Source organism: Patiriisocius sp. 208BN25-11, assembly GCF_058147145.1.
This window is the reverse complement of sequence record NZ_JBYVJY010000002.1, coordinates 83853-110007: the sequence shown is the minus strand read 5'-3', so window position 1 is coordinate 110007 and position 26155 is coordinate 83853. Positions and strand designations below refer to the sequence as shown.

Annotated in this window: 24 protein-coding genes and 1 tRNA gene; 7 read left to right on the top strand and 18 right to left on the bottom strand. The window is 36.4% G+C overall.

Going from position 1 to position 26155, the window contains the following annotated elements; translation table 11 throughout:
* Nucleotides 1-35 precede the first annotated feature (35 nt).
* From ACY2RS_RS03370 to ACY2RS_RS03325, 10 genes are all read right to left on the bottom strand, one after another.
* Entirely contained in the window at nt 36-2057 is a 2022-nt protein-coding gene (locus ACY2RS_RS03370; protein WP_490097199.1) for a M13 family metallopeptidase, read from the bottom strand.
* A 120-nt stretch (nt 2058-2177) separates the two neighbouring features.
* Entirely contained in the window at nt 2178-2639 is a 462-nt protein-coding gene (locus tag ACY2RS_RS03365) for a cold-shock protein (RefSeq protein WP_490097198.1), read from the bottom strand.
* 66 nt (nt 2640-2705) lie between these two features.
* Entirely contained in the window at nt 2706-4040 is a 1335-nt protein-coding gene (locus ACY2RS_RS03360) for a DEAD/DEAH box helicase (RefSeq protein WP_490097197.1), read from the bottom strand.
* Nucleotides 4041-4080: 40 nt separating this feature from the next.
* Entirely contained in the window at nt 4081-4530 is a 450-nt protein-coding gene (locus ACY2RS_RS03355; protein ID WP_490097196.1) for a KTSC domain-containing protein, read from the bottom strand.
* Between the two features lie 115 nt (nt 4531-4645).
* Nucleotides 4646-4903, bottom strand: coding sequence for a hypothetical protein (locus ACY2RS_RS03350; RefSeq protein ID WP_490097195.1), 258 nt, complete (start codon nt 4901-4903; stop codon nt 4646-4648).
* Between the two features lie 354 nt (nt 4904-5257).
* Nucleotides 5258-6142 (bottom strand): winged helix-turn-helix domain-containing protein, encoded by an 885-nt coding sequence (locus tag ACY2RS_RS03345; protein ID WP_490097194.1) that lies wholly within the window; start codon nt 6140-6142, stop codon nt 5258-5260.
* 135 nt (nt 6143-6277) lie between these two features.
* Nucleotides 6278-6859, bottom strand: coding sequence for a hypothetical protein (locus ACY2RS_RS03340; RefSeq protein WP_490097193.1), 582 nt, complete (start codon nt 6857-6859; stop codon nt 6278-6280).
* A 1-nt stretch (nt 6860) separates the two neighbouring features.
* A complete protein-coding gene (locus tag ACY2RS_RS03335) occupies nt 6861-8207 on the bottom strand; it encodes a DEAD/DEAH box helicase (protein ID WP_490097192.1) in 1347 nt (448 codons plus the stop codon).
* A gap of 146 nt (nt 8208-8353) precedes the next feature.
* Nucleotides 8354-8545, bottom strand: a complete 192-nt coding sequence (locus ACY2RS_RS03330; protein WP_490097191.1) for a cold-shock protein — start codon at nt 8543-8545, stop codon at nt 8354-8356.
* An 87-nt stretch (nt 8546-8632) separates the two neighbouring features.
* Entirely contained in the window at nt 8633-10039 is a 1407-nt protein-coding gene (locus ACY2RS_RS03325) for a metallophosphoesterase family protein (RefSeq protein ID WP_490097190.1), read from the bottom strand.
* A gap of 129 nt (nt 10040-10168) precedes the next feature.
* Here ACY2RS_RS03325 and ACY2RS_RS03320 point away from each other — a divergent pair, with 129 nt between their 5' ends.
* Together ACY2RS_RS03320 and ACY2RS_RS03315 are read left to right on the top strand one after the other, a co-directional pair.
* Entirely contained in the window at nt 10169-11608 is a 1440-nt protein-coding gene (locus tag ACY2RS_RS03320; RefSeq protein ID WP_490097189.1) for a S41 family peptidase, read from the top strand.
* 106 nt (nt 11609-11714) lie between these two features.
* Nucleotides 11715-12596 carry a DUF5694 domain-containing protein gene (locus ACY2RS_RS03315; RefSeq protein ID WP_490097188.1) on the top strand — a complete coding sequence of 294 codons (882 nt, stop codon included), beginning with the start codon at nt 11715-11717 and terminating at the stop codon, nt 12594-12596.
* Here the strand turns inward: ACY2RS_RS03315 and ACY2RS_RS03310 are convergent, their stop codons facing one another.
* From ACY2RS_RS03310 to ACY2RS_RS03300, 3 genes are read right to left on the bottom strand one after another with little or no spacing between them, the layout of a single operon-like run.
* The gene (locus ACY2RS_RS03310; RefSeq protein ID WP_490097187.1) at nt 12597-13148 is read right to left on the bottom strand and encodes a type 1 periplasmic binding fold superfamily protein; all 552 of its coding nucleotides are present in this window, start codon (nt 13146-13148) and stop codon (nt 12597-12599) included.
* A 19-nt stretch (nt 13149-13167) separates the two neighbouring features.
* Nucleotides 13168-15549, bottom strand: a complete 2382-nt coding sequence (locus ACY2RS_RS03305; RefSeq protein ID WP_490097186.1) for a TonB-dependent receptor — start codon at nt 15547-15549, stop codon at nt 13168-13170.
* 36 nt (nt 15550-15585) lie between these two features.
* Nucleotides 15586-15951 carry a hypothetical protein gene (locus ACY2RS_RS03300; protein ID WP_490097185.1) on the bottom strand — a complete coding sequence of 122 codons (366 nt, stop codon included), beginning with the start codon at nt 15949-15951 and terminating at the stop codon, nt 15586-15588.
* Between the two features lie 119 nt (nt 15952-16070).
* Here ACY2RS_RS03300 and ACY2RS_RS03295 point away from each other — a divergent pair, with 119 nt between their 5' ends.
* The gene (locus ACY2RS_RS03295; RefSeq protein WP_490097184.1) at nt 16071-16670 is read left to right on the top strand and encodes a thioredoxin domain-containing protein; all 600 of its coding nucleotides are present in this window, start codon (nt 16071-16073) and stop codon (nt 16668-16670) included.
* Nucleotides 16671-16728: 58 nt separating this feature from the next.
* Here ACY2RS_RS03295 and ACY2RS_RS03290 read toward each other — a convergent pair whose 3' ends face one another.
* Nucleotides 16729-18426, bottom strand: coding sequence for a T9SS type A sorting domain-containing protein (locus tag ACY2RS_RS03290; protein WP_490097183.1), 1698 nt, complete (start codon nt 18424-18426; stop codon nt 16729-16731).
* A 128-nt stretch (nt 18427-18554) separates the two neighbouring features.
* On the opposite strand from ACY2RS_RS03290, the gene fmt reads away from it, so the two are divergent.
* The 3 genes from fmt to ACY2RS_RS03275 all read left to right on the top strand — a co-directional run bounded on the left by fmt (nt 18555) and on the right by ACY2RS_RS03275 (nt 20732).
* Nucleotides 18555-19586, top strand: a complete 1032-nt coding sequence (gene fmt, locus ACY2RS_RS03285) for a methionyl-tRNA formyltransferase (protein ID WP_490097182.1) — start codon at nt 18555-18557, stop codon at nt 19584-19586.
* Nucleotides 19587-19756: 170 nt separating this feature from the next.
* Entirely contained in the window at nt 19757-20029 is a 273-nt protein-coding gene (locus ACY2RS_RS03280; RefSeq protein ID WP_490097181.1) for an HU family DNA-binding protein, read from the top strand.
* Nucleotides 20030-20168: 139 nt separating this feature from the next.
* Nucleotides 20169-20732: a YqgE/AlgH family protein gene (locus ACY2RS_RS03275; RefSeq protein ID WP_490097180.1), complete on the top strand. Its 564-nt coding sequence runs from the start codon at nt 20169-20171 to the stop codon at nt 20730-20732.
* Nucleotides 20733-20798: 66 nt separating this feature from the next.
* Here the strand turns inward: ACY2RS_RS03275 and ACY2RS_RS03270 are convergent, their stop codons facing one another.
* The 3 genes from ACY2RS_RS03270 to ACY2RS_RS03260 all read right to left on the bottom strand — a co-directional run bounded on the left by ACY2RS_RS03270 (nt 20799) and on the right by ACY2RS_RS03260 (nt 23487).
* The gene (locus tag ACY2RS_RS03270) at nt 20799-21644 is read right to left on the bottom strand and encodes an aminotransferase class IV (RefSeq protein WP_490097179.1); all 846 of its coding nucleotides are present in this window, start codon (nt 21642-21644) and stop codon (nt 20799-20801) included.
* A gap of 63 nt (nt 21645-21707) precedes the next feature.
* Nucleotides 21708-22094, bottom strand: coding sequence for an START-like domain-containing protein (locus ACY2RS_RS03265; protein ID WP_490097178.1), 387 nt, complete (start codon nt 22092-22094; stop codon nt 21708-21710).
* Nucleotides 22095-22218: 124 nt separating this feature from the next.
* A complete protein-coding gene (locus ACY2RS_RS03260) occupies nt 22219-23487 on the bottom strand; it encodes a DEAD/DEAH box helicase (protein ID WP_490097177.1) in 1269 nt (422 codons plus the stop codon).
* A 204-nt stretch (nt 23488-23691) separates the two neighbouring features.
* Between ACY2RS_RS03260 and ACY2RS_RS03255 the strand changes: the two genes are divergently transcribed.
* Nucleotides 23692-23765 (top strand) — tRNA-Met (locus ACY2RS_RS03255).
* A 283-nt stretch (nt 23766-24048) separates the two neighbouring features.
* Here the strand turns inward: ACY2RS_RS03255 and hisS are convergent.
* Nucleotides 24049-25425, bottom strand: a complete 1377-nt coding sequence (hisS, locus tag ACY2RS_RS03250; protein ID WP_490097176.1) for a histidine--tRNA ligase — start codon at nt 25423-25425, stop codon at nt 24049-24051.
* Nucleotides 25426-26155: the final 730 nt, after the last annotated feature.

Here is a 26155-nt window from a genome sequence, read left to right as displayed (position 1 = left end):
TGGGTTTGTGTTTTAAAGTTTCCGAAGAAAAAAGACTACCAAATTTTGATACGCTCTTCTTGTGTTCTATAATTAGCTTCTCCTTCTTGAAGATCAAACGCTTCATAGAATGGAGAAAAGTTCATGAGGGGTCCGTTAACACGCCAAATAGGTGGCGAATGTGGATCTGTTGCAACATAATTTCTAAGAAATTCATCGCGCATTTTTACGCGCCAAATTCTAGCAATAGACAAAAAGAAACGTTGCTGTGGCGTGTAGCCTCCAATTTTTGTGGTATCCTTTGATTGTGCTGTCATATGAAATGCATCGAACGCAATAGCAATACCGCCATTGTCTGCTGTATTCTCCCCTACGGTTAAGGCCCCATTGAGATGCACACTATCTAATACCGTAAACGCGCTATACTGATCTATAATTTGCTGCGTCTTTGCTTTAAACTTCGTGTAATCTTCATCGGTCCACCAATTGGTGACATTCCCATTTTTATCGTACTGAGCCCCTTGGTCATCAAAGGCATGGGTGAACTCATGGCCAATCACCATACCAATACCGCCATAATTTACAGCGTCGTCTGCATATAAATCGAAATACGGAGCTTGTAAAATTCCTGCTGGGAATACAATTTCATTTAGGGAAGGATTGTAATAAGCCGTCACCGTAGAGGGCGTGGTTCCCCAGGCATCTCTATTAGGTGGCTTGTTAAGTTGGTTTAGGCGATATTGATAGTCATTTTTACGCAGGGCTACTACATTTTCAAAAAACATGGTTCTGTCGATGGCCACATCGTAGGTACGCCAAACATCGGGGTAGCCAATTTTTTTGTTGATAGCGTATAACTTATCTTTTGCCTTTAGTTTGGTGCTATCGCTCATCCAATCTAACTGTTCGATTCTTTTTTCTAATGCTTTTTGAAAATTATTTACCAAATCCAAAGCACGCTTTTTTGCCTCTTCATTAAAATGTCTTTTCACGTATAATTGTCCTAGCGCAAAACCAATTTGACCATCTACACGGCGCACCATTTGCTGTGCTCTAGATTGTTGGGTGGTTTGCCCCGTGAGTACTTTTTCATAAGCAAAACTAGCATCTCTAAAATCTTTGCTTAAAAGTCCGTCATGAGACCCGATACTATTTGCTTTTAGGTATAATTTCCACTGGTCTAAAGGGATTGTTGTGAGCAGAGTATTTAATTTGTTATAATATGCTGGCTGACTTACATCTACTTCTGTCACATCCATTTGCAATGTTTCCAGTAAACGAGTCCACCCAATTGCTGGCTGTTCTTTTTCTAGGTCTGGAATTTTATATTTATGGTAGTTTTCTTTAATAACCCTGCGCTGCACTCGCGTTTTGTGAGCCTCAGCCAATTGTTTTTCTATGTCATATACAATCCCTGCTGCTTCTGAAGCATTTGGTATGCTAGTTAAGGTAAATAAAGAGGTGAGGTAGGTCTTGTAGGCATCTTGAATTTCTTTTACTTGTGCTGCCTCATTAAAATAATAATCTCGATCTGGTAAGCCTAAGCCAGCTTGATAAAAATGAGCGATATTTATGCTACTATTTTGCTGATCTGGGCTAATACCTGGAACTAGCAAAGAATAATCGCCAGCCATGAGTTGCTTCGCCACAAACTGCATCATTTGCGGAACATCTTCTAATGCATCAATTTCTTGAAGTATGGAGGTGATGGGGGCACTTCCTCTTTTTTCTAATTGTAGCGTATCCATTCCAGAAGCATAGAAATCTCCCACCATTTGCTCGACACTACCTTTTGGATGTGCATCATTTTTTGATACTTCTTCTAAAATGCCTTGCAGTAATTTTTGCTGTGGAATGTTTAAAAAACGATAGGCTCCTACTCCTACTTGATCGTCTGCAATAACTGCATTGTCTTCCCAGGTTTTGTTTACATGATGAAAAAAATTGTTTCCGGGAGTTATTGCCGGTTGTATGCCATCAAAAACTACTGGAGCCTTTGTTGCTATTGCTTTCTCTGTATTTTTTTTACAGCAACTAAAGGATAAAAATAAAATTGTTAGGAAAATATAGTACTTCATGGTTGTTAGTTTTAACCAAATATACAGAATAAAAGGAACTAGTAGTGCTAAGAAAAAGCGCATTAACAATGAATCAAATATTCACCATTAATACGCTTTTATATAATTGTATAAAAACTATTATTTCACTAGGGTAACTTTAACGGCGTTCATGCCGCGTTGTCCTTTTTCTAGTTCAAAAGATACTTTGTTACCTTCTGTAATTTCATCGATAAGACCACTCACGTGACAAAAGTATTTTTCTTGGTTTTCATTATCAATAATAAACCCAAAACCCTTTGACGTATCAAAGAAGTTGACCGTTCCAATACGAACAGGATCAAATTTATCTTCGTCAGAGTCTTCTTTTTTAGGGATTCCAAGTACAATGTCTTCTACATCTACTTCAACTTTCTGTGAAGGATCTGGCGGAGTATCTACCAAATTACCATTGTAATCTACATACGCAAACTCAATGCCTTTGCTCCCATTCTCTTCTTTTTCAAGTTTGCGAGCTTCCATTTTTTTACGCTTATCTTCACGCTTCTTTAAGCGCTTTTTCTCTTTTTCTGATTTATTAAAAGTTTGTTGTGATTTTGCCATTAACTAATTTTATAATTTTAGGATAATATAACATTCTTTTAAAAATACCATACTATTTTTTTAAATTTATTTTCTTTTTTTCTTTATTATTGGTGGTTTTGGAGTTAAAACACCGTTTTGATTCCAATGATCCGCCATGATTTTTTCAATTAATTCATCTTTTGTGAGATGATGAAAGATGGTTTTAACATTGGTTTTACATGCTTCGGAAATTTCCTTACTCGGTTTTGTTTTAAATATTTTACGCGCCCATAAGATCGTGTTGTTTTCTTCAATTGAAGCAGCATCGGCCTTTAACATTTCAGAAAAAGTAATGGCTAATTCTAGTTCTAAATCTGGAATATCTGCTACTTCATCTTCTTGAATGATACTTAAAGAAAGTCCCTTTGCTCCTGCTCTTGCGGTACGGCCACTTCGATGTACATAGGCATCATAGGTGTCTGGCAAATGGTATTGTACCACATAGGCTAAATCTTTAATATCAATCCCTCGTGCTGCCAAATCTGTAGCCACTAAAATATTGAGGTGTCCTTCTCGAAATTGTCCCATCACACGATCCCGAATACTTTGCGTTAAACTACCATGCAAGGCACCCGAAGAGAATTTGTTTATGGCTAGGTTCTTTGCTAATTTATTAACGGCCGCTTTAGTTTTACAAAATATGATACCACGCTGTCCTTCCTTGGTGTTTAAGAAATGCATGAGGACGTTTAACTTTTCTATAGGTTCCACCACAACATATTGGTGATCTATGCCTTGATGTCCTGTTGTAGCCATATCTACTTCTATATGGACTACATGTTTAGCCATATAGTTTTGCACCAATTGTTTTACCGTTCCTGGCATGGTGGCTGTAAAAAGGAAGGTTCTTCTCTTTTTGGGTAGTCCCCTTACAATGGTATCTAATCCATCTTTTAAAGCCGTTACCATTTCATCTGCTTCATCGAGTACTAGGTATGCCGTATTTGAAATTTGAATTGCTTTACGTTCTAGTAAATCGATTAATCGCCCTGGCGTAGCTACAACTATATGAGTAGGCTCTTTTAAACGTTCTATTTGAGGTTTAATAGGGATTCCGCCGCATACAGATGCTATTGAAATGGCAGGTGTATTTGCAGCAAACTCACTTAGGTTCTTGAAAATTTGTTGTCCGAGTTCACGTGTGGGCGCTAAAATAACAGCTTGAATATCATTAATAGCGGTATCCATATGTTGTAGGATAGGCAATCCGAAAGCTGCCGTTTTACCCGTTCCTGTTTTTGCCAAGGCAACGACATCTTCTTTTTGATGTAGTAGTACGGGAATAACCTGCTCTTGAATGGTTGTTGGTTGTATAATCTCCAACGCAGTTAAGCTCTTATTAATTGAAGTGCTTATACCTAAATCTGCAAATGTTGCCATATATTTTACTCGTTATATTTTTTTATGAATTGCAGTACTATTATGCCTCTTGGAGAATTCGTTTTGATTTGCGATATAGATGCTTCGGATAGATATTTCGTTTTGCAAAACGGTTTAAATTTCCAGCATTGATCATTTTTTGGTAGATAGGCTTGGTTACACCAAAATACTCGTAGGTAGTACCGTCTGTGAATGTTACTTCTAACAACAAGCCTTTGTGTTGGTAATCTGCGATGGTCGAATTTTTAATAGTTTCTGTATATTCTGGTAAGTTTTTTTCTTTGGTTTCTGGAGCCATGCTTACTAGAAAATGATACCCATCGATAATTCTTCGGCTTTGCACTTCTGCTTCTTGCTGTAAAGCATCGCCGTCTTGAAATTTATCTGGATGCCATTCTTTTACTAAATTTCGATAGCTTTTTTTAAGTAGTTTAAGATCTATTTCTTTTTCTACACCAAATAATTTCTTGTACTCATTAATACGCCTCATAGCCTAATGCTTAATTTTGCGCGAAATTACCTCTTTTTAATGGATAAGCTTTGGTTATTAGAAATTAAAAAAGCCCATCGATTAAGACGGGCTCCTCATTAAAAAATCTGGTAGCTTATTTTTTTGAAAAATGGCTCCATACAATATCAATTATTTCTTCATCATTTCGTAAAATAACATATTCCTCTGCAACTCTCTGAGCATCTGCCTGGGTTTTATCTGCTGGCTCCTCGCCATGGCTAGGTATTTTCCCTAACTTTTCTTTATAGTTCGCGTTTTCCCATCTTCGTTTGTTAGTGACTCTATTCAAAATTGTAATTTGAGTAACCGAAAACCATTTTATTTTCCCGTGACTTCCTTTATTAGCTCCCATATTGTTTCTAGTATTAGTGAATAGACCTAATGAACTCTTTACTTTGAAATTTCAAAAGCTCAACGCATCGACTCGTTAGTGTACAAGTTTAAAGGTATCATAAATAATTGCCTTAAAATCAAGTATTTACACTTGATTTTAAGACAACAAAACGTATGTGGTGTAATTAGTAAGGTTTCTTAGTATTTTTAGAATATTATCCCTTTTTGAAGGGATTCATCGACAGTTACATAACTATTTGTAGGAATATATTTCTGAATACGATTTAAAAGTAGCGTCTTAATTTAGAAATAACCAATGCTTCATAAAAAAGCCCATACTTTGGAATGCTAGAATTCCATTTCAAGGGATTAACTACGCTTGATTTATATCTAATATTTCTAATTTATACCCTACTCCATGAACGTTTGAAATTTTAATGCGTTCATCTGCCTTTAATTTCTTTCTCAATTTTGAAATATAGGTATCTAAGCTTCTCCCTACAATAACACCATTGTCTTCCCATATCTTTTTGGTGAGTTCCTCCCTTGTGATGACTTGATTGGGTTGTGCAATAAATAAAGTCAGTAATTCACATTCTTTTTTAGACAAAGGAATAGCCTCTGCTTCTTTTATGAGGGTATGTTCGTCTGGATAGAACTTAAAACTTCCAATAGACGTAAAATTTAAATCTTCTTCTTTTCCAACAACTTTGGTAGTTTTATCTTTTTTGAAATACAACCAGAACCCTACCAATAGCATACTAATAGCTCCAAATATTATGTAGAACACCTTGGTAGTACTACTTCGAGCTTTCTCTATAAAAAACACTGTAATGGTATAGCATTTTTTTGGAAGTAATCTACCCCCGCAAGGTATAAGCGTGGTTGCTTCTTCGGTAGTCATTTCATAACTATAGGCAACTTCTCCATCGTCACATTGATGCACTAACACCCTATAAACATCTGGTAAAGATGCTTTTTTTAGCGCCTTTTCGGTAATGGTTACTAAATGATTCGGATTAAAAGTAAGTTCACTTTCAAATGAGAGTGTATATCTATGCTGATCTTCTTCAACTACTGGCAAAATTAAAGAGATACTATCTTGTTGTGTGAGTAATAATTGATGGCCAACTTCACGCAATGCAATTTTTGTAGTTTCTGAAAAATCCTGAGGTGTGACTTTTGGATTCACAAATGCCCCAGTGATGATAAGTGTTATCACAGGAATTACAAATAGTATACTTTTTCTTAATCTCATAGCACTTGTAAAGAACTTATTATTTTCTTAAATTTTAGTGTACTTGACACTTCTTTTACATTTTTTTGACACTTTGAATCTAAAAGAAAACAGTACTAGGGTTAGGAAATTTCCGAAGTCATTAGCAATAGTATCTTAGTCCTCTTTCCAGCCCCATGGCGCTTCTGGAATAGCAATGGGTTTGCTTAGATCCATGACAACTTTAAAAACGCGATCTGTTCCTAGTCTTCTTAGGTTATAGGTAAAAGAAGTTTCATCAATGCTAATCCACCAGACATTAGGTGCTGCCGCTGGCAAGATTTCTTGCGTATGTGCATCTGCAGAAAATACTTGGAGATCTGCTTTTCCAGCATTGGTGGTAATACCTCCATAAAAGTTTATGTCATCTTCTGATCCATCTTCATGTCTATGATCGTGTTGCAATGAAATACGGCCGTCTTTTCTGGTTAAAATCCAAGTTCTCGAGCGATCTTTACCTACGAAAAAAGGAATCTTAATTTGACTTTCACTACAGGTTCTAACATGCATCACCAATCGTTTTCCACCAAAGTCTTCATCTTCTTCAGGGAGTTCTAAAGCACCTTCATATGCCTTGCCACAATGAGATTGTAAGCTATTCCAAAACTGGTCTGTTGGACTTTCGTTTTGCGCGAACAATAGGCTTGAAAACAAAAGTGCTATAAAAGTAAAGGCATAAGTGCTATTGATATTTTTCATATTATTCTAAGATTGATATGCGTACTTTTTTCTTTTTTAGGCGTGTATTGTTTGTTTTGGCTATAATACGATCAACCTTATCTTTTGGCACCGCTACAAAAGCACAGTCTTGTTTTAATTCGATGACTCCTAGTTCGTTTCTTTCTAGATTTCCTTGCTTAAAAAAGAGTCCTGCAATATCACCTTTAGAAATTTTATCTCTTCTTCCACCAGAAATAAATAAGGTAGCCCATTGCGAGTAAATGGCAGTTTCTTTGTCTTCGAGTTTTAAAATTTCAGCACGCTGATGCTTTGAACCTTTATCTGAAGCACCCACTGGAATAAATTCGGGTAAGTACTCATCTACCCATTGCAATACATAGGCAGTTCCAGTTGCATGCATTCTGGCAGTTCTACCATTTCTATGTGTAAACTCTTCTGCTTTTAAAGGGAGTTGGTAATGAATAATGAAGTTGAGTTCTGGTATGTCTAGTCCACGTGCCGCCAAATCTGTTGCCACAATAATTTGATGTGTGCCATTTCTAAATTTAATTAAAGCACGTTCTCTATCTTTTTGTTCCATGCCTCCATGAAAGTGCCCATGTGGAATATGTTGTTCGGTTAAAAAATCGCTAACGTAATTAATGGTGTCCTTAAAGTTGCAGAAGATAATGCCTGGCTCATTTCCGATATGATACAGAACATCTACCAAGGCTTGTAATTTGTTTTTTTCTGCTGCCTGTACAATTTTAATCGCCAAGGCATTGGTGTTGCTATTTAAATAGTCAATCACGACTTCATTTTGCAATCCGACAAAAGAAGGGATTTCAATATCTTGCGTAGCCGAGGTTAGAATACGTTGCGCTAAGTTTGGAAGGTGTTCTATAATCTCACGCATCTCTTTTTCAAAACCTACCTCTAAGGACTTGTCAAATTCATCAAGCACCAGTGTTTTAATGTCTTGGGTAGCAAAACTCTCACGACGCAAATGATCTGCAACACGTCCCGGCGTTCCTATAATGATTGAGGGCGTATGCGCAAGATCTACTTTATCTTTAGACATGGGCCTTCCTCCATAAATGGCATTGGCTTTGTACCCAGAACCCATTTCACGAATTACTTGCTCGATTTGTATAGCAAGTTCTCTTGAAGGCACTAAGATTAAAAGTTGTACTTCGCTGCAATTAGTATCTAGCGCTGCAATAGTAGGAAGTAAAAAAGCAACAGTTTTACCTGTACCCGTAGGCGATAGCAATACGGTATTGGGGGTTGAAGGAATGGCTAGCACTACTTCTTCTTGCATCTCATTTAGTTGAGAAATACCCAATTTTGCCAATAACGCTTGTTGCGATTTTTTTTGAATAGCCATAAATATGATTCGTGTTTTCTGAAATATTAGTTCACTAGTAAAACCTAATATTTAAAAGTAGTTGAATTTTATCCAAATAAAAAGAGCCCATCGAACCCGATAACTATCGGGTGATGGACTCTTTAGTAAGATAGTTATATAGTGTATTAGATAACTTTTACGTTGATTGCGTTTAAACCTCTGTTTCCTTCTTTAAGTTCAAACTCTACTTCGTCTCCTTCTCTAACCTCGTCGATTAATCCTGAGATGTGTACAAAGTGATCTTTTTCAACACCTTCTTCAGTGATAAATCCAAATCCTTTAGTGTCGTTGAAAAATTTTACTGTTCCTTTATTCATGGTACTATTAATTAAAAATTATTTTATAAGCTGCAAAGATGACCTTATTTATTAACACTAGCCCCATTAATTTGGTTTATTTTAAATTTAATTACTTGACCATACCTTCACAGGTGTTTTATTCTCGTTAGAGACTTCATAAAATGCTTCTTCAAAAGAACTCCCATTAATAGTAACCAAGGCAAATCCATTGAGTACTCTCATTTTTTGAACTTCTTTGGAAGGATCTGGCATGGGTGTATGTGCATAGTACAGCACATCTGGATTTGATCCCGTAGTCAAAGGCGCTAGATCTGACGCATTCCCAAACGGAATTGAAGCATGACCACAGCAGCGCATTTTAGCCGTCTTTCCATTATAGATGGATAGCGAATCATTGTAGACAATACCATTGTGAACATGTCCCCAATACCAAGCATCTGGTACAGTATTTTTCATGGCACCTGTTACTTGATCCCACAAGGCTTTGTTTATTGTCGGTGCTCCTTTTTCAACTTCAATTCCATTGTGATGGGTCATCAGCATTACTTTTTTACCAGTTTTATAGGCATTACTTAAAAAGTCTAACTGTTCTTGTCCCTTTCCATCTTTGGTGAGCGAACCCTTGAAATACAAATAACTATCATCATAGTAAGCAGAATCTAAGCCTACTAAGACCCAATTTCCTATTTCAAAAGAAAAATAGGTGCTTCCACCCTGTGCTGTAAATCTACTTTCTTTCAAGGTAGTGCCCATTAAACCATTAGCACCATCGTACATTTCATGATTACTATTCATAGTGTATACCTTTCCAGTATACGAATCTGGAATCATATTCAAAAAGTTGTTTCGTTCTTCTTCTTTGGTTCCGGCATAATACACATCTCCTAAATGAACTATATAATCTGGATTCTTTGCCAAGACGCCATCAATGACTAGTTGTGCGGGGCATTTTTCTTTCGCCCCATCATCCCATGCACCTGTTCCCCAATCACCAATAATAGCTACCGTAGCAGTTGCAGGGATGGTTTGATTTAGCACACGCATAGCTGCTGGAACAAAAGGATGTTTCTTACTAGGTCTAATTTTGTAATAGTAATAATAAGCAATTACTAAGGTCCATTCATAATCCAACTGACAATATTTTGAAGCTGCAAAAATAGTCCCATCGCCTCCTACCCAACCCGCATAGTTCCATTCATTTGCGAGTTCGTCGGTAACGTTTGATTTTGGTAAATCAAACACATCTCTAAGTAACGATGTGAGATGTCCAAGGTCTATCATCTTATTTAGATAATACAATGCAAGTATATTTTCTGCATCCTGATGCTGCTCTGTTGTCTTTAGCCTTCCACTCAAATAGATATTTTCACATTCTTGCAAGTAGATCCAAAAACCATCAGCAAGGCTTTTTTCTTCGGAAGTATGAACTTTTTCTGCATAGGCTTCTTCAAATAAGGAATTTATACGCTTATAGGTTTTTCTTTGTGTTTCTGAAATTTTCTGTGGTATCATAGGTAGTTAGTTTATAGGTGCAATATCTTAATTAACAGCTATTTACACAATAGGTAATACTACCTGATTTTTAAATTGTTATTATCTAAATTTTGGTAAGATTGTACATTCAAACAATTCATCCTTACTATGAAACCAAAAATTTTGCATATCCTATTTTGTTTATTTCTAGTAACTTTTTACGGGTGTAATGAAAAAAAGGTAAATGAGATAGATGGAAACTACCAATCTCTAGGATACGGACGTGTATTAACCATAGAACAAAACCAATTTATGTTGTATGATGTTACCGAATATTCTTGTTTACCATTAATGGCAGGAAGCCTTGATGATTTTGAAGACGCTATCACCTATCGAAATGATACTATAGCGATCAAACAAGAAATAAATGTATACTACTTTACAAAGCTTGCAAACCTTCCTGCTATTTGTGATACAAGCACTAAAGAATATGCAGAGGCTCAAGAAAACAAAGATGATCCTGTGCGTAATTTTGAAGCATTATGGGATACGTTTAAAAACCACTATGCCTATTTTAAGTTAAGAAATGTAGATGCAAAAGAGATGTATGCCACCTACAGACCGCAAATTAGCAAGGAAACTAGTCAGGCAGAACTCTTTTTAATTTTTTCTGAAATGTTAGGAACCTTCAATGATGGGCATATAGGTATAGAAGCTCCCGATGAAATTGAAGAGGCAGCAGAGCAATTATTTCTCGAAAAACAACCTAAAACAGAAACAACTGAAGATGCACCAAAAAAGAAATTGCGAAATCATACGGTCGCTAAAATGGTAGCTGAGCAGTATATTCCAGAAGGTACATCTATTAAAAACGGACAATTACGTTGGGGAATACTTGATAATAAGATTGGATATTTACAAATAAACCAAATGATGGGAATGGCAAACTACACCATTAGCGATACGCTGTCCTATAGAGAGTATTGGATGACCTATTTTGCAATGGCAGAAGAAAGCGACCATGATAACAAAGATGAATTACTAGGCATACAAACCGCATTGGATCGTATCATGAATGATTTAAAAGATACCAAAGCACTTATTATTGATGTTCGATTTAACGGAGGTGGAAAAGATGAAGTAGGAATGGCAGTACTGCAACGGCTAAATCTTAAAGAAAAGGTTACTTTTTCTAAAAAAGGAAAGTATAATGATGGATTTACACCCATAAACAATGTCGTGCAACCAGCTACTGATAGACCATATCTAAAGCCTGTATATTTATTAATCGGACCAGAATCTGCAAGTGCTACAGAGATTATGGCGTTGAGTGCTATGTCGCTATCAAACATAACATCCATAGGAGCCAGAACCGAAGGTGTTTTTTCAGACATGTTAGACAAAGAATTACCTAATGGCTGGGAGTTTAGTTTGTCTAATGAAGTGTACCAAGATCTTAATGGAAATAACTATGAAAGTGTGGGCATACCTCCTACTATTTCAATTGAGTATCCTAGACCTACCCAAGAATTTTTAGAAAAGGTGGTGTTAGACCTCACTAAAAATGGAGATGCTGCCATTGAAAAAGCGATGAGTTTACAGCTATAATTAAAATTAAAGAAAAGTAGACAACCGTATTTATTTAAAAGGAGTCTTTAATTATAGAAGTGTAACAAATACTTAAAACACCTATCTTTTATATAAATCCAACCCAATGAGAACATTCTTTTTAATTTCTTTACTAATAACTAGTATCGCTTGCAACCAAAAAAATACAACTAACGAAGCATTGCCTTCTAACATTTCCGGAGCACAAGAAACTTTTAAAACAGCTAGTAGCTTTTTCCCAAAAGAAAAGGCAAAAGTGCTTGTGGTAGGAAGTTTTCATATGGATTATCCTGGATTGGATACCCACAAAACTTCCGAAACCAACAAAATAGATGTATTAAAAGAGCCTAAAAAATCTGAAATTACCGAGTTGGTAAACTACATCAAGAAATTTAAGCCAACAAAAATTGCCATTGAGGCCAATCCAAATTGGAATGCCACAAAAAAATTAAAAGAATACAAAGCAGGAAATCATCAAGAAGAAAGAGACGAACGTTACCAAATAGGTATGCGCATCGCTAAAGAATTATCGTTAGACACACTTTATTCAGTAAATGCATCATCGCTAAGAAATGATATGTATGAAAGGGATTCTATAGCCTTAAATCATTGGATTGGAAAGGTGGACTGGGAGCGAAAAGACCCTGTAAGCGACATGCAATTTGAATGGTATGCATATACAGATACGCTTATTAAAAAGACCAGTTTACTCAACTACTTTAAATACTCAAATTCTCCAGAAAGTCATGCCTATGGCTATGGTGCTTACCTTACTGGGTATTTTAAAACAGAAAATAATCAGGGAGCAGATTTCTTGTCTATGTGGTGGTACAATAGAAACATTCGCATTTTTAGAAATATTCAAGGCATTACAACCAGCCCCCAAGATCGTATTATGGTGCTCATGGGGTCTGGTCATGCTGCCGTACTCCGTAAATTCTTTGAAGACTCTCCAGAGTATGAATTTATTGAATTTGATAGTCTATAACTATTCAATTTCAACATCAAAACTTGCACTTACATCAGTTTCACCGCCTGCATTGTCTAAACCAGTATTTGGCTTGGTAGGCTCGTGACGTAGGGTAATCGTCAAAATACCAGTGCTAACTTCACCTGTAGTAAGCGTAATGGCAAGTCCTAAGGGATTTCCATTTCCATCCATATCTTCATAGGTAGTGGTCATATTTAACCCAGAACTTACAGTATAAAATACTTGGTGTTCATCTGCTTCTTCAAGTACTTCATCTGTGATGTTCTCGGCAGGTGTTTCAGTTTCATTTAAAAACACAACACCACCTGAATAGGTCGTATTTGCTGAGAAAGATCCTACAATAGTGGTCACAGGAGGATTTGGTCCATCACCATCTAGATCTTTTGTTTGTAGCACTACTTGATTTCCACTATCTGCTGTAAGGGTTAATGCAACTGTTGTTATTACCTCTTCTTCATTAATGATAACCGGTGGTGTGTCATCGTCATTACTACAGTTAGAGAATAAGGCACATACTAATGCTATACTTGCGATTTTTATTGTTTTCATAATAATTTAGTTTTATGTTTTAGTAATTAATTTTTAGTTGTAATGATATACTTGTCCCTAAATCATCTGCATAGTAGCGCAAACGGTTTAAATAATTTCGGTACGAAGTATTAAATAGATTATTGATTTTTAGCCCTAGATAAATATGTTCATTAAGGCTTGCCGAAGCATTTAAATGCATGAGATGATAGGCATCTGGCGGAGTGCTTACATCTACAAGCGCAGGACCATCTGGTAATTGCACTTCAAAATTATTATCAGGAAATTCATTCTGCTCAAATACATAATCACTTTGCAATTGGATGCTTAGATCTTTTAGCTTTGGTAATGTATATGTCAGCGCATTTTGTGTATTCGCTGCAGGCATATTGATAAGCGGTGTATCCAAGGTTCTGTCATACCCTTTCACCAAAGAAAACTGATGTGTAAAACGTAGATTTTCTAAAATCTTAACATTTGCATCAATATCCACCCCATACAATTGCGCTTGGGTTTGTCTGTATTCCCATACTTGAAAATTCCCGCGAATGGTTTGCTGTATTCCCGTAGGCTCAATAAGTATAAAATTATTGATGGTATTGCTATACGGGGTAATTGCAAATCCAATAACATCATGTTCTCGAGTCAGTGTCAGTGCTACTTTATGCGACTGCTCTGCATCAAACCGTAGATCTCCTAATTCTATTCTAGAAGCACTATGATGCAAACCTTCACTAAATAACTCAGACGCATTAGGCGCTCTTGAAGCCGATGAATAGTTTGCAAATAAACTATAATCCTCCCAAAAACGATACGTAGCACCTACTGTAAACGACGGATTAGAAAACGATAACGTTGGATTTGTAAGAATCTGATTTCCAGTTTCTTCAATGACAATCTCTGGAAACTGTGTATCATATCCTCGTTCTTCCCAAAACGATCTGCGGTAAAACTTAAATACGTCTAAAGTTGTATAATCAAATCTAGCACCTGCTTCTACTAAAAGGTTTTCATTTACCTTATAATTTGCAGTAGCGTAGGCTCCAAATGCATAAGAATCATAATCAGGAATAAGACGTCTTACGCCAGTTTCTGGATTTGCAAAATTGGATTGGTATTGTCCACTAACACCTGTATTTAGTGCAATATCTTCGGAAATATTAGCATCCAAATCTATGGCTAATGTATGTGTTGTAAGTTCTAAATCAACCGAAGCTTTGTCATCATCATCACCTCTTCGAATATCAAATTCTAATCGGTTATTATGTTGAAAATCGTATTGCGCAGTTAAACGCCCTATTCCTTCAAGCTTCTTAAACCCTTTTATTCTTGCCAAATGGTGTGTTACATCTTGTCTAGGATTCCCTATGTCATAAGTAATATCTCTAATAACAAGAGGAACAATACTTGCAATTGCTCTCACTTGGTCTTCTGCTCCACCTAAATGCGAAGCTCTTAGAATTCCAATCTCATTTCTAAAATAAGAGTAATACCCATCCACGCCATAATCGATTCTATTAAAACCAACTCTTGCAGATAGATTTCGCTCAAAAATACCGGTATTGCTAAGCACATAGTCTGGAGCTTCAAAATCTCCAAAACGCTTTAACGTTCCTTGTAATGTACCATACCAACCATTTTCGTAACTCTTTGTTAGGGATGTTGTAATAGCGCCGCCACGCCCATTACTCACCCCCGTGAGCATTGTGCTTCCATAAAGAGAGTCTAAAAGGGCTATTTTTGGTGCTTCGGTCACAATAACACCCCCAATAGCATTTCCGCCGTACTGCAACGCACCAGCACCTTTAATGACTTTAATAGAACCTGATGTATTAATATCAATACTAGGAGCATGTTCTGCGCCCCATTCTTGATCCTGCATTCGCACCCCATTATTAATAAGGATAATACGACTACTATGCAGCCCATTTATGATAGGCTTTACCACTGTATTTCCTGTATTTAAAGAAGAAACGCCAGACAAACTATTTAAAGCATCTCCTAGAGAACCACTGCTGTATTGAGCTATAGTTTCTTGAGATATTTTATTTTCAAATAGGGTCTCGCTTTCTTTAGCCAAGGCATCACCTTTCACCAAAATTTCATTGAGTTCTTCAAGATGGTGTTCTAACTTGAACGTTTTTGTAGTATCTCCATCGATCAAAACTTGATAGGCTCTAGTAGTGCAGGCAGGATGTGATATCTGCAACTGGTAGGTACTAGCGCATAAATTTGAAATAATAAAGGATCCATCTAGATTGGTTTGAACAGCAACACCTGTTTGCGCTACTATAATAGTAGCACCAGGTAATACTGAGCCATCATGTATATCTAGTAAAGAACCATATAATGTATAGGTGCAATCTTGTGAATAAGAAAGCATACTGCTACAAAACAGCAGTATTAATGCATATAAACGCATGGTTTTCTTTTTTAAAATGTGAACGAATGTCGGGTTTTAAGAAAGAAAAACTGGGGGTGCACGAAGTTGTTTAGAACTATAGGTATTCGTGGCTAATACAATACTCGTATACTCGGTTTTCTGGAATCCAGAAATTATCTTGAGTAAGGCATTTTGTTCTTCAGTAAGCGTGTATTGAAACGTTTGTCCGTAAAAATCACATAAATCACAACCAGGTTCTTCTTGGTGTAAATGTATTGTTTGCTCGTTACATATTTCATGTTCATGAGATTCAAACACATGAGAAAACTGCACAAAACTGGGTGCGAGTAACACCAATGTGAGTGCAAATCCTCCTAAAAAACGTAGTATGTAGTTGTTTTTATTCATGTATAGTATACAATTCAAAAATACTACTTTCATAAGATTTCAATACATTTTTATGAATTTATTAATAGATAATAAGACATACATGAGATTTATCTTAGATGGATTATACCCAAGCTATCCAGTATAATAGGTATCTTTGTAAAAAAAAAACTATGGTAAAGAAACTAATACTGCTGCTCCTTGCAGCTTGTCCCCTTGTGACACAAGCCCAAACAACAGAAATAAAAGTAGAAGAAGAACGTCGAGGAAATAGAATCATGTTATATGGTCTTAATGAAACCCTAGAAGACCTTGAAGTAACCTTTGAAGTTGAGGGTACTGGTTTTAGACAAAGTAAAAGAAAGCCAAGAGGTGTACTTATTCCTGCTGCATCTAAAGTACACATGTTAAACCTTATGGTGAATAAAGGAGAAACTCCAAATTACAAAGTAAAACAAACCGTAAGTGATAGTATTTCTAGAAGAACGCTTAGAAAACAAGCTAGCCCTATTAGAATCCCTACAGCGAGACCTATTATCATGTACGTTACAGAAAACTGCACCACTTGCGATTCGTTAGTAGCAAAATTAGAACGCAGTCCTTATCAATATCAAAATACCTACTTAGCACAAGATTCTATTACAAGAAAACAAGTAGCAAGAGGTATTACTAGATTAGATACTATTGTAACCCCCATTTTTAATGTAAAAGGAATTTTGAATACTGAAATTTTAAATTACGAAGATGTGTTTGAAAACTTTATAAAAGAATAGTGTTCCCAATACTAAAATTATAAAGAAAGAGTCCTAGCAAATTGTTAGTACTCTTTCTTTATTCTATGACAATTTTTAGCGTTTGCTTCTCATTTACTGCACTAACTGTTAAGAAATAGACTCCAATAGGCAATGTTTGTGTGATTGAATTCATTTGTATTTTTTGCGATTGGGTTACTTCTTTTTCAAAAGGCAATGCCACTTCCCTACCCAAAACATCATGTAATACGATACTTGCAGATGCAAAATTTCCTAGTTCAATAGCTACTACACTAGTAACATCGACTGGATTAGGATAGATGCTAACCCTAAAATCATTCACAAAGTTTTCGGCAGTATCTAAGGTACTGTCTGGTGTAATTTGAGAATAATACACATCCTGACCAACATTAAATGTAGCTGCCCATGCTAGGTGTGCATTGGTATTATCGCTCACCATATGAAAATAATCTCCCATTTTGTCTTGTTGTGGATAGCCAATATTTGGATCAAAAGATTCAGAAATAGCTGTGTTTTCAGACCAAGTACTTCCTTGATCATCCGAAAAAGAATAATACAACACAGAATCGTTTGTTCCCGCTGGAGCATCTCGAGTATCTAACCACACCACATCAATTCTACCATTTGGTGCTACAGACATGGTACCAAACCACTGAAATGAATCGGTTCCAGTATCTGTATTGATACGTATGGGTGCTTCAAATGAAGCTCCGTCATTTGTACTTCTAGCAAACATAACATCTGCAGGATCAAAAATAGAATTTCGCTCTACAGTTGCAAGCACATAAATGTTATCCCTTCCTGGCCCATTAGAAATATCTACAGACACCCAAGCTTGTCCTGATAGCCCTTGCGGATTAATAGGTTCAAAAAATGATAGTTCACCATCCAAGTCTACCTCAGTAATATCGTCCCAACTTACAGTGGCATCTGCATCTTTGGCATTTGTAGAGGTCAACAAAAGAATATCTCCTACATTATCTCTTCCAGTAATGTATAATGTTCCATCTGTTGCTGTGGCGAGTGTTCCCCAAAAAGGTTCATCATCGATGGTTACACACGACTCAAAACTCTGGGCATTATCTGTAGATCGCGTAAAGGCGCCAGGAGAACAGGTTGTAAATGATGTGTTCCAATACGAATAATAATGTCCATTTCCTTCACTTTCGGTTTTGTCTACATGCACCCATTGTTTATCACCTCCCTGGGCAGGAACAGCAGGTCCAATCGTAAAACCGCCAGAAGGAATTGTAAAAACATCACACTCAAAAGTACCTTGCAAACTATTGTAATAGATATCCCCATTTACATCTGCATCTAGCACAGGATCTGATCTAAAAACACCTGGATTAATGACATCAGGAAAGGTCCAACTTTCTCCTGCATCATCAGAAAACCCAATACCAGCTTGTCTAAAATTACTAGAAATATTATCAAACTGCCTCCATCCAATAATGATTCTATTTAAGTCGGTGGGATCCACAGCTATTGAAGGTTCATTAGCAGCATCCCCAATCATATCGTCACCATTACTGTTTACATTGACCTGTCGTGTAAAAAATTCTGCAGCGTCAACTTTATAAGCAGGCTGTGTTGCCATGGAAGCTCTAGGAGTTTCCAAATATGGGTCATCTTCTACTTCCAATAGCGCAGCACGATCGTTTGTAGTTTGTTGAGAAAATAATGCGGTGCTTGAAAAAAGTAAGGTAGTAAGCAAGGATATTTTTTTTACTGAGAAGGTTTCTGAAATTTTCATATCGATAGGAACTAAGATTTATAACAATATACAAAATCGTTGGGGTTATGGAAACATATATATCTCGTGATTTATAAATGAACACAAGCATTTTACTACCTTTGCAGTGCTTAAATTTTATACTACATATGAAGAAAGATATACGAATCGTTTTTATGGGAACACCCGATTTTGCAGTGGGTATTTTGCGTGCTTTGGTTGACCATGGATCCACTATTGTAGGAGTAATCACTGCTCCCGATAGACCCAAAGGTCGCGGTCGTTCTTTGCAAGCTTCTGCAGTAAAGAAATATGCTGTTTCTCAAGACATTCCTGTATTGCAACCTACCAACCTTAAAAATGAAGCGTTTTTAGATTCATTAAAGGGGTTACAAGCCAATTTGCAAATTGTGGTAGCGTTTAGAATGCTGCCTAAAGTTGTTTGGCAACTTCCTGAACTAGGTACTTTTAATCTTCATGCGTCATTATTACCAAAATATCGTGGTGCTGCTCCTATTAATTGGGCTATCATTAATAAGGAACAAGTGACAGGAGTTACTACCTTCTTTATTGACGAGAAAATTGACACTGGAGAAATTATACTTTCAAGAGAAGTACCTATTAGCAATAAAGAAACAGTAGGAAGCTTGCATGATACCTTAATGGAAGTAGGAAGCGAATTAGTTGTTCAAACTGTCACTCTCATACAAGAGGGTACCATAACAACACAAGCCCAGCCTAAAGGTTCAGATTTTGAAGCACTACAATTAAATGAAGCGCCCAAATTAAAACCAGAGAATACGTATATCGATTGGACATCTACAGCAGATACGATAGATCATTTTGTAAGAGGCCTAAATCCGTACCCTGGCGCTTGGACGTATATGCAACAAGGTGAAGAAAGATTGAAAGTTAAAATTTACGAAGTAGTATCTGTTTCAATAGAAGAGGCAACACAACTAGATTTTATAGCAAAAGATGGGATTGTTAACATTTCCGAAGAAAGTACTATTGGTGAAATCTATGCAACAAAAAGAGACCTATATATCCAACTAGAAAAGGAGGTGCTTCAAATTAAAGAAATTCAACTTCCAGGAAAACGAAAAATGCTGACAAAAGATTTATTAAATGGTTATGATTTTGGTACCGATAGTAAAATGATTGTAAACCCCTATGCCTAGTGCAACCATAAAAAAAATGCCGTTTATCGGTATGCTTATTAACAATCACCCCAAGTTATTAACAAAAATGGGGTTTTAGCGCGCCAAACCTTGTCTGTGTTGAATATCCGTTTAAATTTGTAGAGCAATTAATCGAAAGTTTAACCATTTTTTTAATTTAAACAAACACTATGAACAAATCAGATTTAATCGACGCAATGGCAGAAGATGCTGGAGTAACAAAAGCAGCAGCTAAAAAAGCATTAGAGTCTTTCCTTGGAAATGTAGAAGGATCACTTAAAAAAGGAAACAGAGTTTCTCTAGTAGGTTTTGGATCTTGGTCAGTTAACAAAAGAGCTGCAAGAGAAGGAAGAAACCCTCAAACTGGAAAAACTATCAAAATCGCTGCTAAAAACGTTGTAAAGTTCAAAGCAGGTTCAGACTTACAGAGTAGTGTAAACTAATCTACTGTATATCAAAACATAAGAGCCCTCTTTGCAATAGCAGAGAGGGTTTTTTGCTTGTAGGAATTTTAGCCTATGGTTCTTTTCTCTTGGCTGTTTAAAAAAAATATGGTAGCTTTAATTAACTAAACTACCATAAATGACAACACTTAAACCCAATAAGGGCCATTTACTCGTTGCAGAACCTTCCATTATTGGGGATGTTTCATTCAATAGATCTGTTGTGTTGTTAGCTGAATATAACAATGAAAATGGTTCTGTAGGCTTTATTTTAAATAAACCTCTAGCATATACACTTCAAGATTTTCTTCCCGAAATCAATTCTAAACTCCCTGTTTATAATGGAGGACCAGTAGAACAAGACAACTTATATTTTATCCATAAAATCCCTGAATTAATCCCAGGAAGCATCGAAATCTCAAATGGGATATACTGGGGAGGTGATTTCACAGCTATTTCTGATCTCTTACGTGACGATTTACTTAGTGAAGATCAAATCCGTTTTTTCTTAGGCTATTCTGGTTGGGCAACCGAGCAATTAGATCAAGAACTTAATCTGAATAGTTGGGTTGTAGTTCCTAATGTATACAAAAACAACATTATTGGTAAAAACAATGATGATTTCTGGAAAGAGAAAATGCTAGAATTTGGAGGAGATTATGTTTTGTGGTCTAATGCACCAGAGAATCCTAGTTATAATTGAAGGTGATGGATGAAATTAATTTGATAGTTTGATGATTTAAAAATTGTTTTTAAAATTTCACAATCACTATCCTAACCTAGCTTTCACATTCAATTTTCCTATTAATTCTTTAGCTATCGTAGTTGCATATTCTTTCTTGCGATACTTAGAAATTGGCTGTATTCCGGTAATGACATTAGTAACAAACAATTCATCTGCTTTTTGAAGCTCAAAAGGTGAGATAGAAGCTTCTTCAATAGTATAATCGGGCATTTCAACTAAAATACTAAGGAGCTGTTTGCGTAACATCCCCTTTAAACAACCATCTAAAATCGGTGGTGTCTTAATGCTATCTCCTTTTACTAAAAATAAATTTCCATTTAAGGCTTCTACAATTTGCTTATTCTCATTGAGCAGCAAACAATTGGCGTAGTTGTTTTCTTTTGCATAGATACTACCTAATACATTGATAATTTTGTTGTTCGTTTTTAGCGTAGACAACAAGCCAGATGTAATGTAATGATCTTTAAACAATTCTACTTCGTAGGCTCCTTCATTTAACACATAAAAAGGATGCTCTAATGGAGCACATTGAATAGAAAATGCTACGTCATTTGTAGTTGGGTTATAAAAACCTCCTTCTTGACGCCACACCAATATTTTTACTCTACAAGCCAAATTACTAGCACTGTTAGCAGTAACAGTAGCTAAAATTTGTTCTTCTAAATATTCTTGTGTGAAATTCATAGGAATTTCCATACGCAAAATACGCATAGAGGCCATGAGTCTAAAATAGTGGTCTTCCCAAAAGTAAATACGACCCGCTCCTACTCTTAGTGTCTCAAAAACTGCGTCTCCATAGTTTAGCCCTCTATTATTATAAGATAAGGACGCCACTGCTTTATCTAGTAATTCCCCATTAAGGTTTATCATATAAAAAATGCCGCTCCAAATTGTAATGGAGCGGCACAAAGATACAGGTATCTTGTAATATTTTTATTTAGATCCTAATATTTGTTTCAGTTCAGAAACCATATTTTCCCAAAGCATTTTTCCTTCTTCTACTTCATCTTCATCTGCATAGTCGGTAATCATAAGAGAAACATCTTTAGTGATTTCATCTACTTGAATTCGTAATTCAAAATAGTAATCAGTATCGGCATCAACGTCCCATCTAAATTTAACACGTTCGCCAGTTTTCTTTGTAAGAAGCACTGCCTTTTCTTCGGCTCCATCCCATATAAATGCAAAGTTCTCGCCTCTTGAGTTTACATTGTCAGCATACCATTCAGAAAGCCCAGAAGGCGTAGAAATGTATGTGTATAATAATGAGGGGGATACATGGATGGGGATTTCCATCTCGTATTTAATTTTTTCTTCCATTGTCATTTGTTAGTTGGCTCAATATAGATATTAAATACAAAAAGAAAAAGAAAGCTAGGTGTTTTTTGTTTGTAAGAATCCTCTTATTAACTTAATAACCATTTATAATCAGATACTTATATCTCTAGCGTTTGAAATTTCTTTTATTTTTTAATTTTCCTTGGTTGGATTTATTTGGGCTAGCATGTCTTTTACTTCTATTCCCTCTTTGATGTGCTACCTTATTAGCAGCCTTTTTTTCTTCTATTTCTTGAGCCGTTTCTGTTACTTCAAATCCTTCAATAACAGTACTTTCAAGTTTTATTTTTAACAACTTCTCAATGCCTCGAACATAGGCATTCTCATCTACGCTAACAATAGAGATTGCTTGTCCGCTGGCTCCTGCTCTACCCGTACGACCAATTCTATGTACGTAATCCTCTGGGATATTTGGAAGCTCATAATTAATTACATAAGGTAACAAAGGAATGTCCAAACCACGAGCTGCAATATCTGTTGCTACTAAGACTTCTACCTTACCACTTTTAAAACCTGCAAGCGCCTTGGTTCGTGCTCCCTGACTTTTATTACCATGGATAGCAGCAGATTTAATTCCAGCCTTATCCAATTTTTGAGCAAGCCTATTGGCACCGTGTTTTGTTCTAGTAAAAATTAAAACCTGTTGCCAGCTACCTTCTTTAATAAGTTTGATAACGAGATTAGTCTTTAGACTTTTATTTGTTCTATAGATAATTTGATCTACTTTCTCTGCAGTAGTATTCTCTGGTGCAGCTTCAACCATCACAGGGTTATGAAGAAAACTGTTTGCCAGTTTCTTAATTTCTTTTGAAAATGTAGCAGAAAACAACAAATTCTGTCTTCTTTTAGGAAGTAGCGCTAAGATTTTCTTTATATCTCTAAGAAAACCCATATCAAGCATACGGTCGGCTTCATCTAAGACCAAAAACTGAATGCTATTAAAATTAATAACACCCTGACTGTGCAAATCTAATAGTCTTCCTGGAGTAGCCACCAAAACATCTACGCCTTGACGCAAAGTTCTAATTTGCGGATTAGCATTTACGCCGCCAAAAATCACAGTGCTTTTTAAGTTCGTGAACTCAGAATACGTTTTTACATCCTCCAAAACTTGTGCTGCAAGCTCGCGTGTGGGCGTGAGTATCAATGATTTTATTCTGGGTTTCCCTTGTGTTGGTGTTGCTAACATATGTTCTAGCATAGGCAACGTAAAACCAGCCGTTTTACCGGTACCTGTTTGAGCAGAAGCTAATACATCGTTACCGTCTAGAATTTTAGGAATCGCTTTTTGTTGAATTGGACTTGGGGTAGTATATCCTTTTTTGCTAATAGCTTTTAGCAGGGCATTGGAAAGCCCGAGAGATTGAAATGACATAAATAATATTAGAAGAAAGAGTAATTACTCCTTCTTTATGAGCGGTAAAGGTACGTTTTATTTTCTTGCTTCTCCGCTAAAGCTTTATGCGGAATGCGTACGGAAATTTTAATTGAAATAAAATATAATAAAAAAGGACAGATTGTTTGTGCTAGATTATTTTGTTTTTATCTTTGCAGCCGCTTACAATTATATTGTAAACATGGCGAGGTAGCTCAGTTGGTTAGAGCACTGGATTCATAACCCAGAGGTCGGCAGTTCAAGTCTGCTCTTCGCTACTATAAGACTCCCCAGTTTTGACAACTAGGGAGTTTTTTATGCATAATGGATTCATATATCCGCCTTAGGCGGACGGCAGTTCATACCGATAGCTATCGGTACTGCGCAGAAGCTACTATAAGACTCCCCAGTTTTGACAACTAGGGAGTTTTTTATGCATAATGGATTCATATATCCGCCTTAGGCGAACGGCAGTTCATACCGATAGTTATCGGTACTGCGCTGAAGCTACAAAAAAGCCCATACATTTACGTATGGGCTTTTGTTTTTTAAATTCTGAAATTACTTCAGGTGGTTAACAAGCTTTTCTATAGCAATAGTTTCTCTTTCTCCAGAGCTTAACGTTCTAATTGTAAACATTTTGTTTGAAATATCCTCTTCTCGAGCCATTGCTACAAACGGAATTCCTTTGCGCTCAGCATAGGTGAGTTGTTTGCGTTCTTTCTTTTGATTGTTTGCAATGTCTGGGTATAGTTCTGCCGAAATCCCTTGCGCTCTTAATTGCTGTATCGCTTTCATGGCGTATAAGGCTTCTTTTTCTCCAAAATTAAGAAACAACACTTTTGTGTTTTGTGTTGCAGTTTCGGGAAATAAACCTAATTCGTCAAGAACGAGATAAATTCTATCCAATCCAAAACTAATACCAACACCACTTACATTTTTTAAACCAAAAATACCAGTAAGGTCATCATAACGGCCACCACCACCAATGCTTCCCATAGCAACACCTTCTGGTGCTGATACTTCAAAAATAGCGCCTGTATAGTAATTAAGTCCGCGAGCCAGTGTAACATCTATGGCTAAGGTTGCGGTTTTGAGTTTTAATTCTGAAATGTTAGAAACTATAAAGTCGAGTTCTTGAATTCCTTGCATTCCTATTTCAGAAGTTGTAAGCATATTTCGCAAGCTTTCCAACTGCTCATTTGCAGTACCCTGCATCTCAAATAAAGGCTGTATTTTGGTGATGGCATCTTCAGAAATACCTTTTTCACGCATTTCTTTTTTAACACCTTCCTCCCCTATTTTATCTAGCTTGTCTAAGGCAACCGTAAAATCAATGAGTTTGTCTTCTGCACCAATTACTTCGGCAATACCGCTTAATATTTTGCGGTTGTTCATTTTAATGGTGGTTCCTTTTAATTGTAGGTCTGTAAACACAGCATCATACAACTGTACTAATGCTACTTCTTGCCACAAGGAAGAACTTCCAACGACATCGGCATCACATTGATAAAACTCTCTAAAACGACCTTTTTGAGGTCTGTCTGCACGCCAAACAGGTTGTATTTGGTATCTTTTAAAAGGGAATGTTATGTCGTTTTGGTGTTGTACTACGTAGCGTGCAAAAGGAACTGTAAGGTCATAACGCAGGGCCTTTTCACTAATTTTATTGGTTAGCTTTGTGCTATCTTTTGCTTCCAATAACTCCTCAGGAGCTTTTTTCAAGTAATCTCCACTATTTAAGATTTTAAAAATCAAACGATCCCCTTCTTCTCCATATTTCCCCATTAACGTTTCACTTTTTTCAAAGCTTGGGGTTTCAATAGGCTGAAAACCAAAAGCTGAAAAATGACGCTTCACTGCATCCATAATATAGTTGCGCTTTGCTACTTCGGCAGGTGAAAAATCTCGGGTTCCTTTGGGTATCGATGGTTTCATTTGGCTTGAGTCTTTAAAAGTTACAAATATCATCAAACCATAGGTTTTCTACTAGTATTGAAATGGTATTTTTTTTTAATCTATTCTGAAATTTCCGTAGCGATACTACAAGGTCAATTGTATTCAAATGCAAAATTCTTCACTCCTAGCCCTTCTCCCGCTGAGAGGGGAGTTTTTTTGTTATATTTTTTCACCCTGTCGTTTCTGAACCTCGGGCTTCGACAGGCTCAGCCTGACAATAGAATTTCATCTTCAGTTTCAATTTAATAAAATCTTCTACCAGCAACAAGCGCAGCGTCCTACCAACTACCTACTTATAAAGTCGATGCGTCGATGAGTGTAGGGGTTTAGTACAACAACTAACTCTCAAAATTCATTATAAAGTTAAAATGTAAAATGTAAAAGTTTTCGAATTCTCCCAGTAGTCATTAAACACCCCTCTAACTCCCCTCAAGGGGAGAATTATCCATTTCAAACTTTATATCTTTTAGAATTCGAGTTTAACTTGGATGTAAACCTAGAAGGATCGTCGTGCGTCCTCATACCTTGCAGGTTTTCTCCTGAAGCTTAGGGAAAGCCTGACATAATATTCAAGCTTAAATTCGATTTCGATTTCGAATTCATAATCTACAAGCAAAGAGTCCTACAACCTACTAGCTACCACCTAATAAAAAAGTAAGAACAACTAATGCATGTCGACACCTCAAATTTCCGAAGTGATTGTTAAAAC

Excerpts from the sequence above, each read along its gene's own strand:
- ACY2RS_RS03265 (WP_490097178.1), bottom strand. The coding sequence starts at position 22,094 with ATGGAAGAAAAAATTAAATACGAGATGGAAATCCCCATCCATGTATCC.
- ACY2RS_RS03365 (WP_490097198.1), bottom strand. The coding sequence starts at position 2,639 with ATGGCAAAATCACAACAAACTTTTAATAAATCAGAAAAAGAGAAAAAG.
- ACY2RS_RS03280 (WP_490097181.1), top strand. The coding sequence starts at position 19,757 with ATGAACAAATCAGATTTAATCGACGCAATGGCAGAAGATGCTGGAGTA.
- ACY2RS_RS03355 (WP_490097196.1), bottom strand. The coding sequence starts at position 4,530 with ATGAGGCGTATTAATGAGTACAAGAAATTATTTGGTGTAGAAAAAGAA.
- ACY2RS_RS03275 (WP_490097180.1), top strand. The coding sequence starts at position 20,169 with ATGACAACACTTAAACCCAATAAGGGCCATTTACTCGTTGCAGAACCT.
- ACY2RS_RS03370 (WP_490097199.1), bottom strand. The coding sequence starts at position 2,057 with ATGAAGTACTATATTTTCCTAACAATTTTATTTTTATCCTTTAGTTGC.
- ACY2RS_RS03305 (WP_490097186.1), bottom strand. The coding sequence starts at position 15,549 with ATGCGTTTATATGCATTAATACTGCTGTTTTGTAGCAGTATGCTTTCT.
- ACY2RS_RS03295 (WP_490097184.1), top strand. The coding sequence starts at position 16,071 with ATGGTAAAGAAACTAATACTGCTGCTCCTTGCAGCTTGTCCCCTTGTG.
- ACY2RS_RS03260 (WP_490097177.1), bottom strand. The coding sequence starts at position 23,487 with ATGTCATTTCAATCTCTCGGGCTTTCCAATGCCCTGCTAAAAGCTATT.
- ACY2RS_RS03310 (WP_490097187.1), bottom strand. The coding sequence starts at position 13,148 with ATGAAAACAATAAAAATCGCAAGTATAGCATTAGTATGTGCCTTATTC.
- ACY2RS_RS03320 (WP_490097189.1), top strand. The coding sequence starts at position 10,169 with ATGAAACCAAAAATTTTGCATATCCTATTTTGTTTATTTCTAGTAACT.
- ACY2RS_RS03330 (WP_490097191.1), bottom strand. The coding sequence starts at position 8,545 with ATGAATAAAGGAACAGTAAAATTTTTCAACGACACTAAAGGATTTGGA.
- ACY2RS_RS03335 (WP_490097192.1), bottom strand. The coding sequence starts at position 8,207 with ATGGCTATTCAAAAAAAATCGCAACAAGCGTTATTGGCAAAATTGGGT.
- fmt (WP_490097182.1), top strand. The coding sequence starts at position 18,555 with ATGAAGAAAGATATACGAATCGTTTTTATGGGAACACCCGATTTTGCA.
- ACY2RS_RS03360 (WP_490097197.1), bottom strand. The coding sequence starts at position 4,040 with ATGGCAACATTTGCAGATTTAGGTATAAGCACTTCAATTAATAAGAGC.
- ACY2RS_RS03345 (WP_490097194.1), bottom strand. The coding sequence starts at position 6,142 with ATGAGATTAAGAAAAAGTATACTATTTGTAATTCCTGTGATAACACTT.
- ACY2RS_RS03350 (WP_490097195.1), bottom strand. The coding sequence starts at position 4,903 with ATGGGAGCTAATAAAGGAAGTCACGGGAAAATAAAATGGTTTTCGGTT.
- ACY2RS_RS03340 (WP_490097193.1), bottom strand. The coding sequence starts at position 6,859 with ATGAAAAATATCAATAGCACTTATGCCTTTACTTTTATAGCACTTTTG.
- ACY2RS_RS03300 (WP_490097185.1), bottom strand. The coding sequence starts at position 15,951 with ATGAAAGTAGTATTTTTGAATTGTATACTATACATGAATAAAAACAAC.
- ACY2RS_RS03325 (WP_490097190.1), bottom strand. The coding sequence starts at position 10,039 with ATGATACCACAGAAAATTTCAGAAACACAAAGAAAAACCTATAAGCGT.
- ACY2RS_RS03290 (WP_490097183.1), bottom strand. The coding sequence starts at position 18,426 with ATGAAAATTTCAGAAACCTTCTCAGTAAAAAAAATATCCTTGCTTACT.
- ACY2RS_RS03315 (WP_490097188.1), top strand. The coding sequence starts at position 11,715 with ATGAGAACATTCTTTTTAATTTCTTTACTAATAACTAGTATCGCTTGC.
- hisS (WP_490097176.1), bottom strand. The coding sequence starts at position 25,425 with ATGAAACCATCGATACCCAAAGGAACCCGAGATTTTTCACCTGCCGAA.
- ACY2RS_RS03270 (WP_490097179.1), bottom strand. The coding sequence starts at position 21,644 with ATGATAAACCTTAATGGGGAATTACTAGATAAAGCAGTGGCGTCCTTA.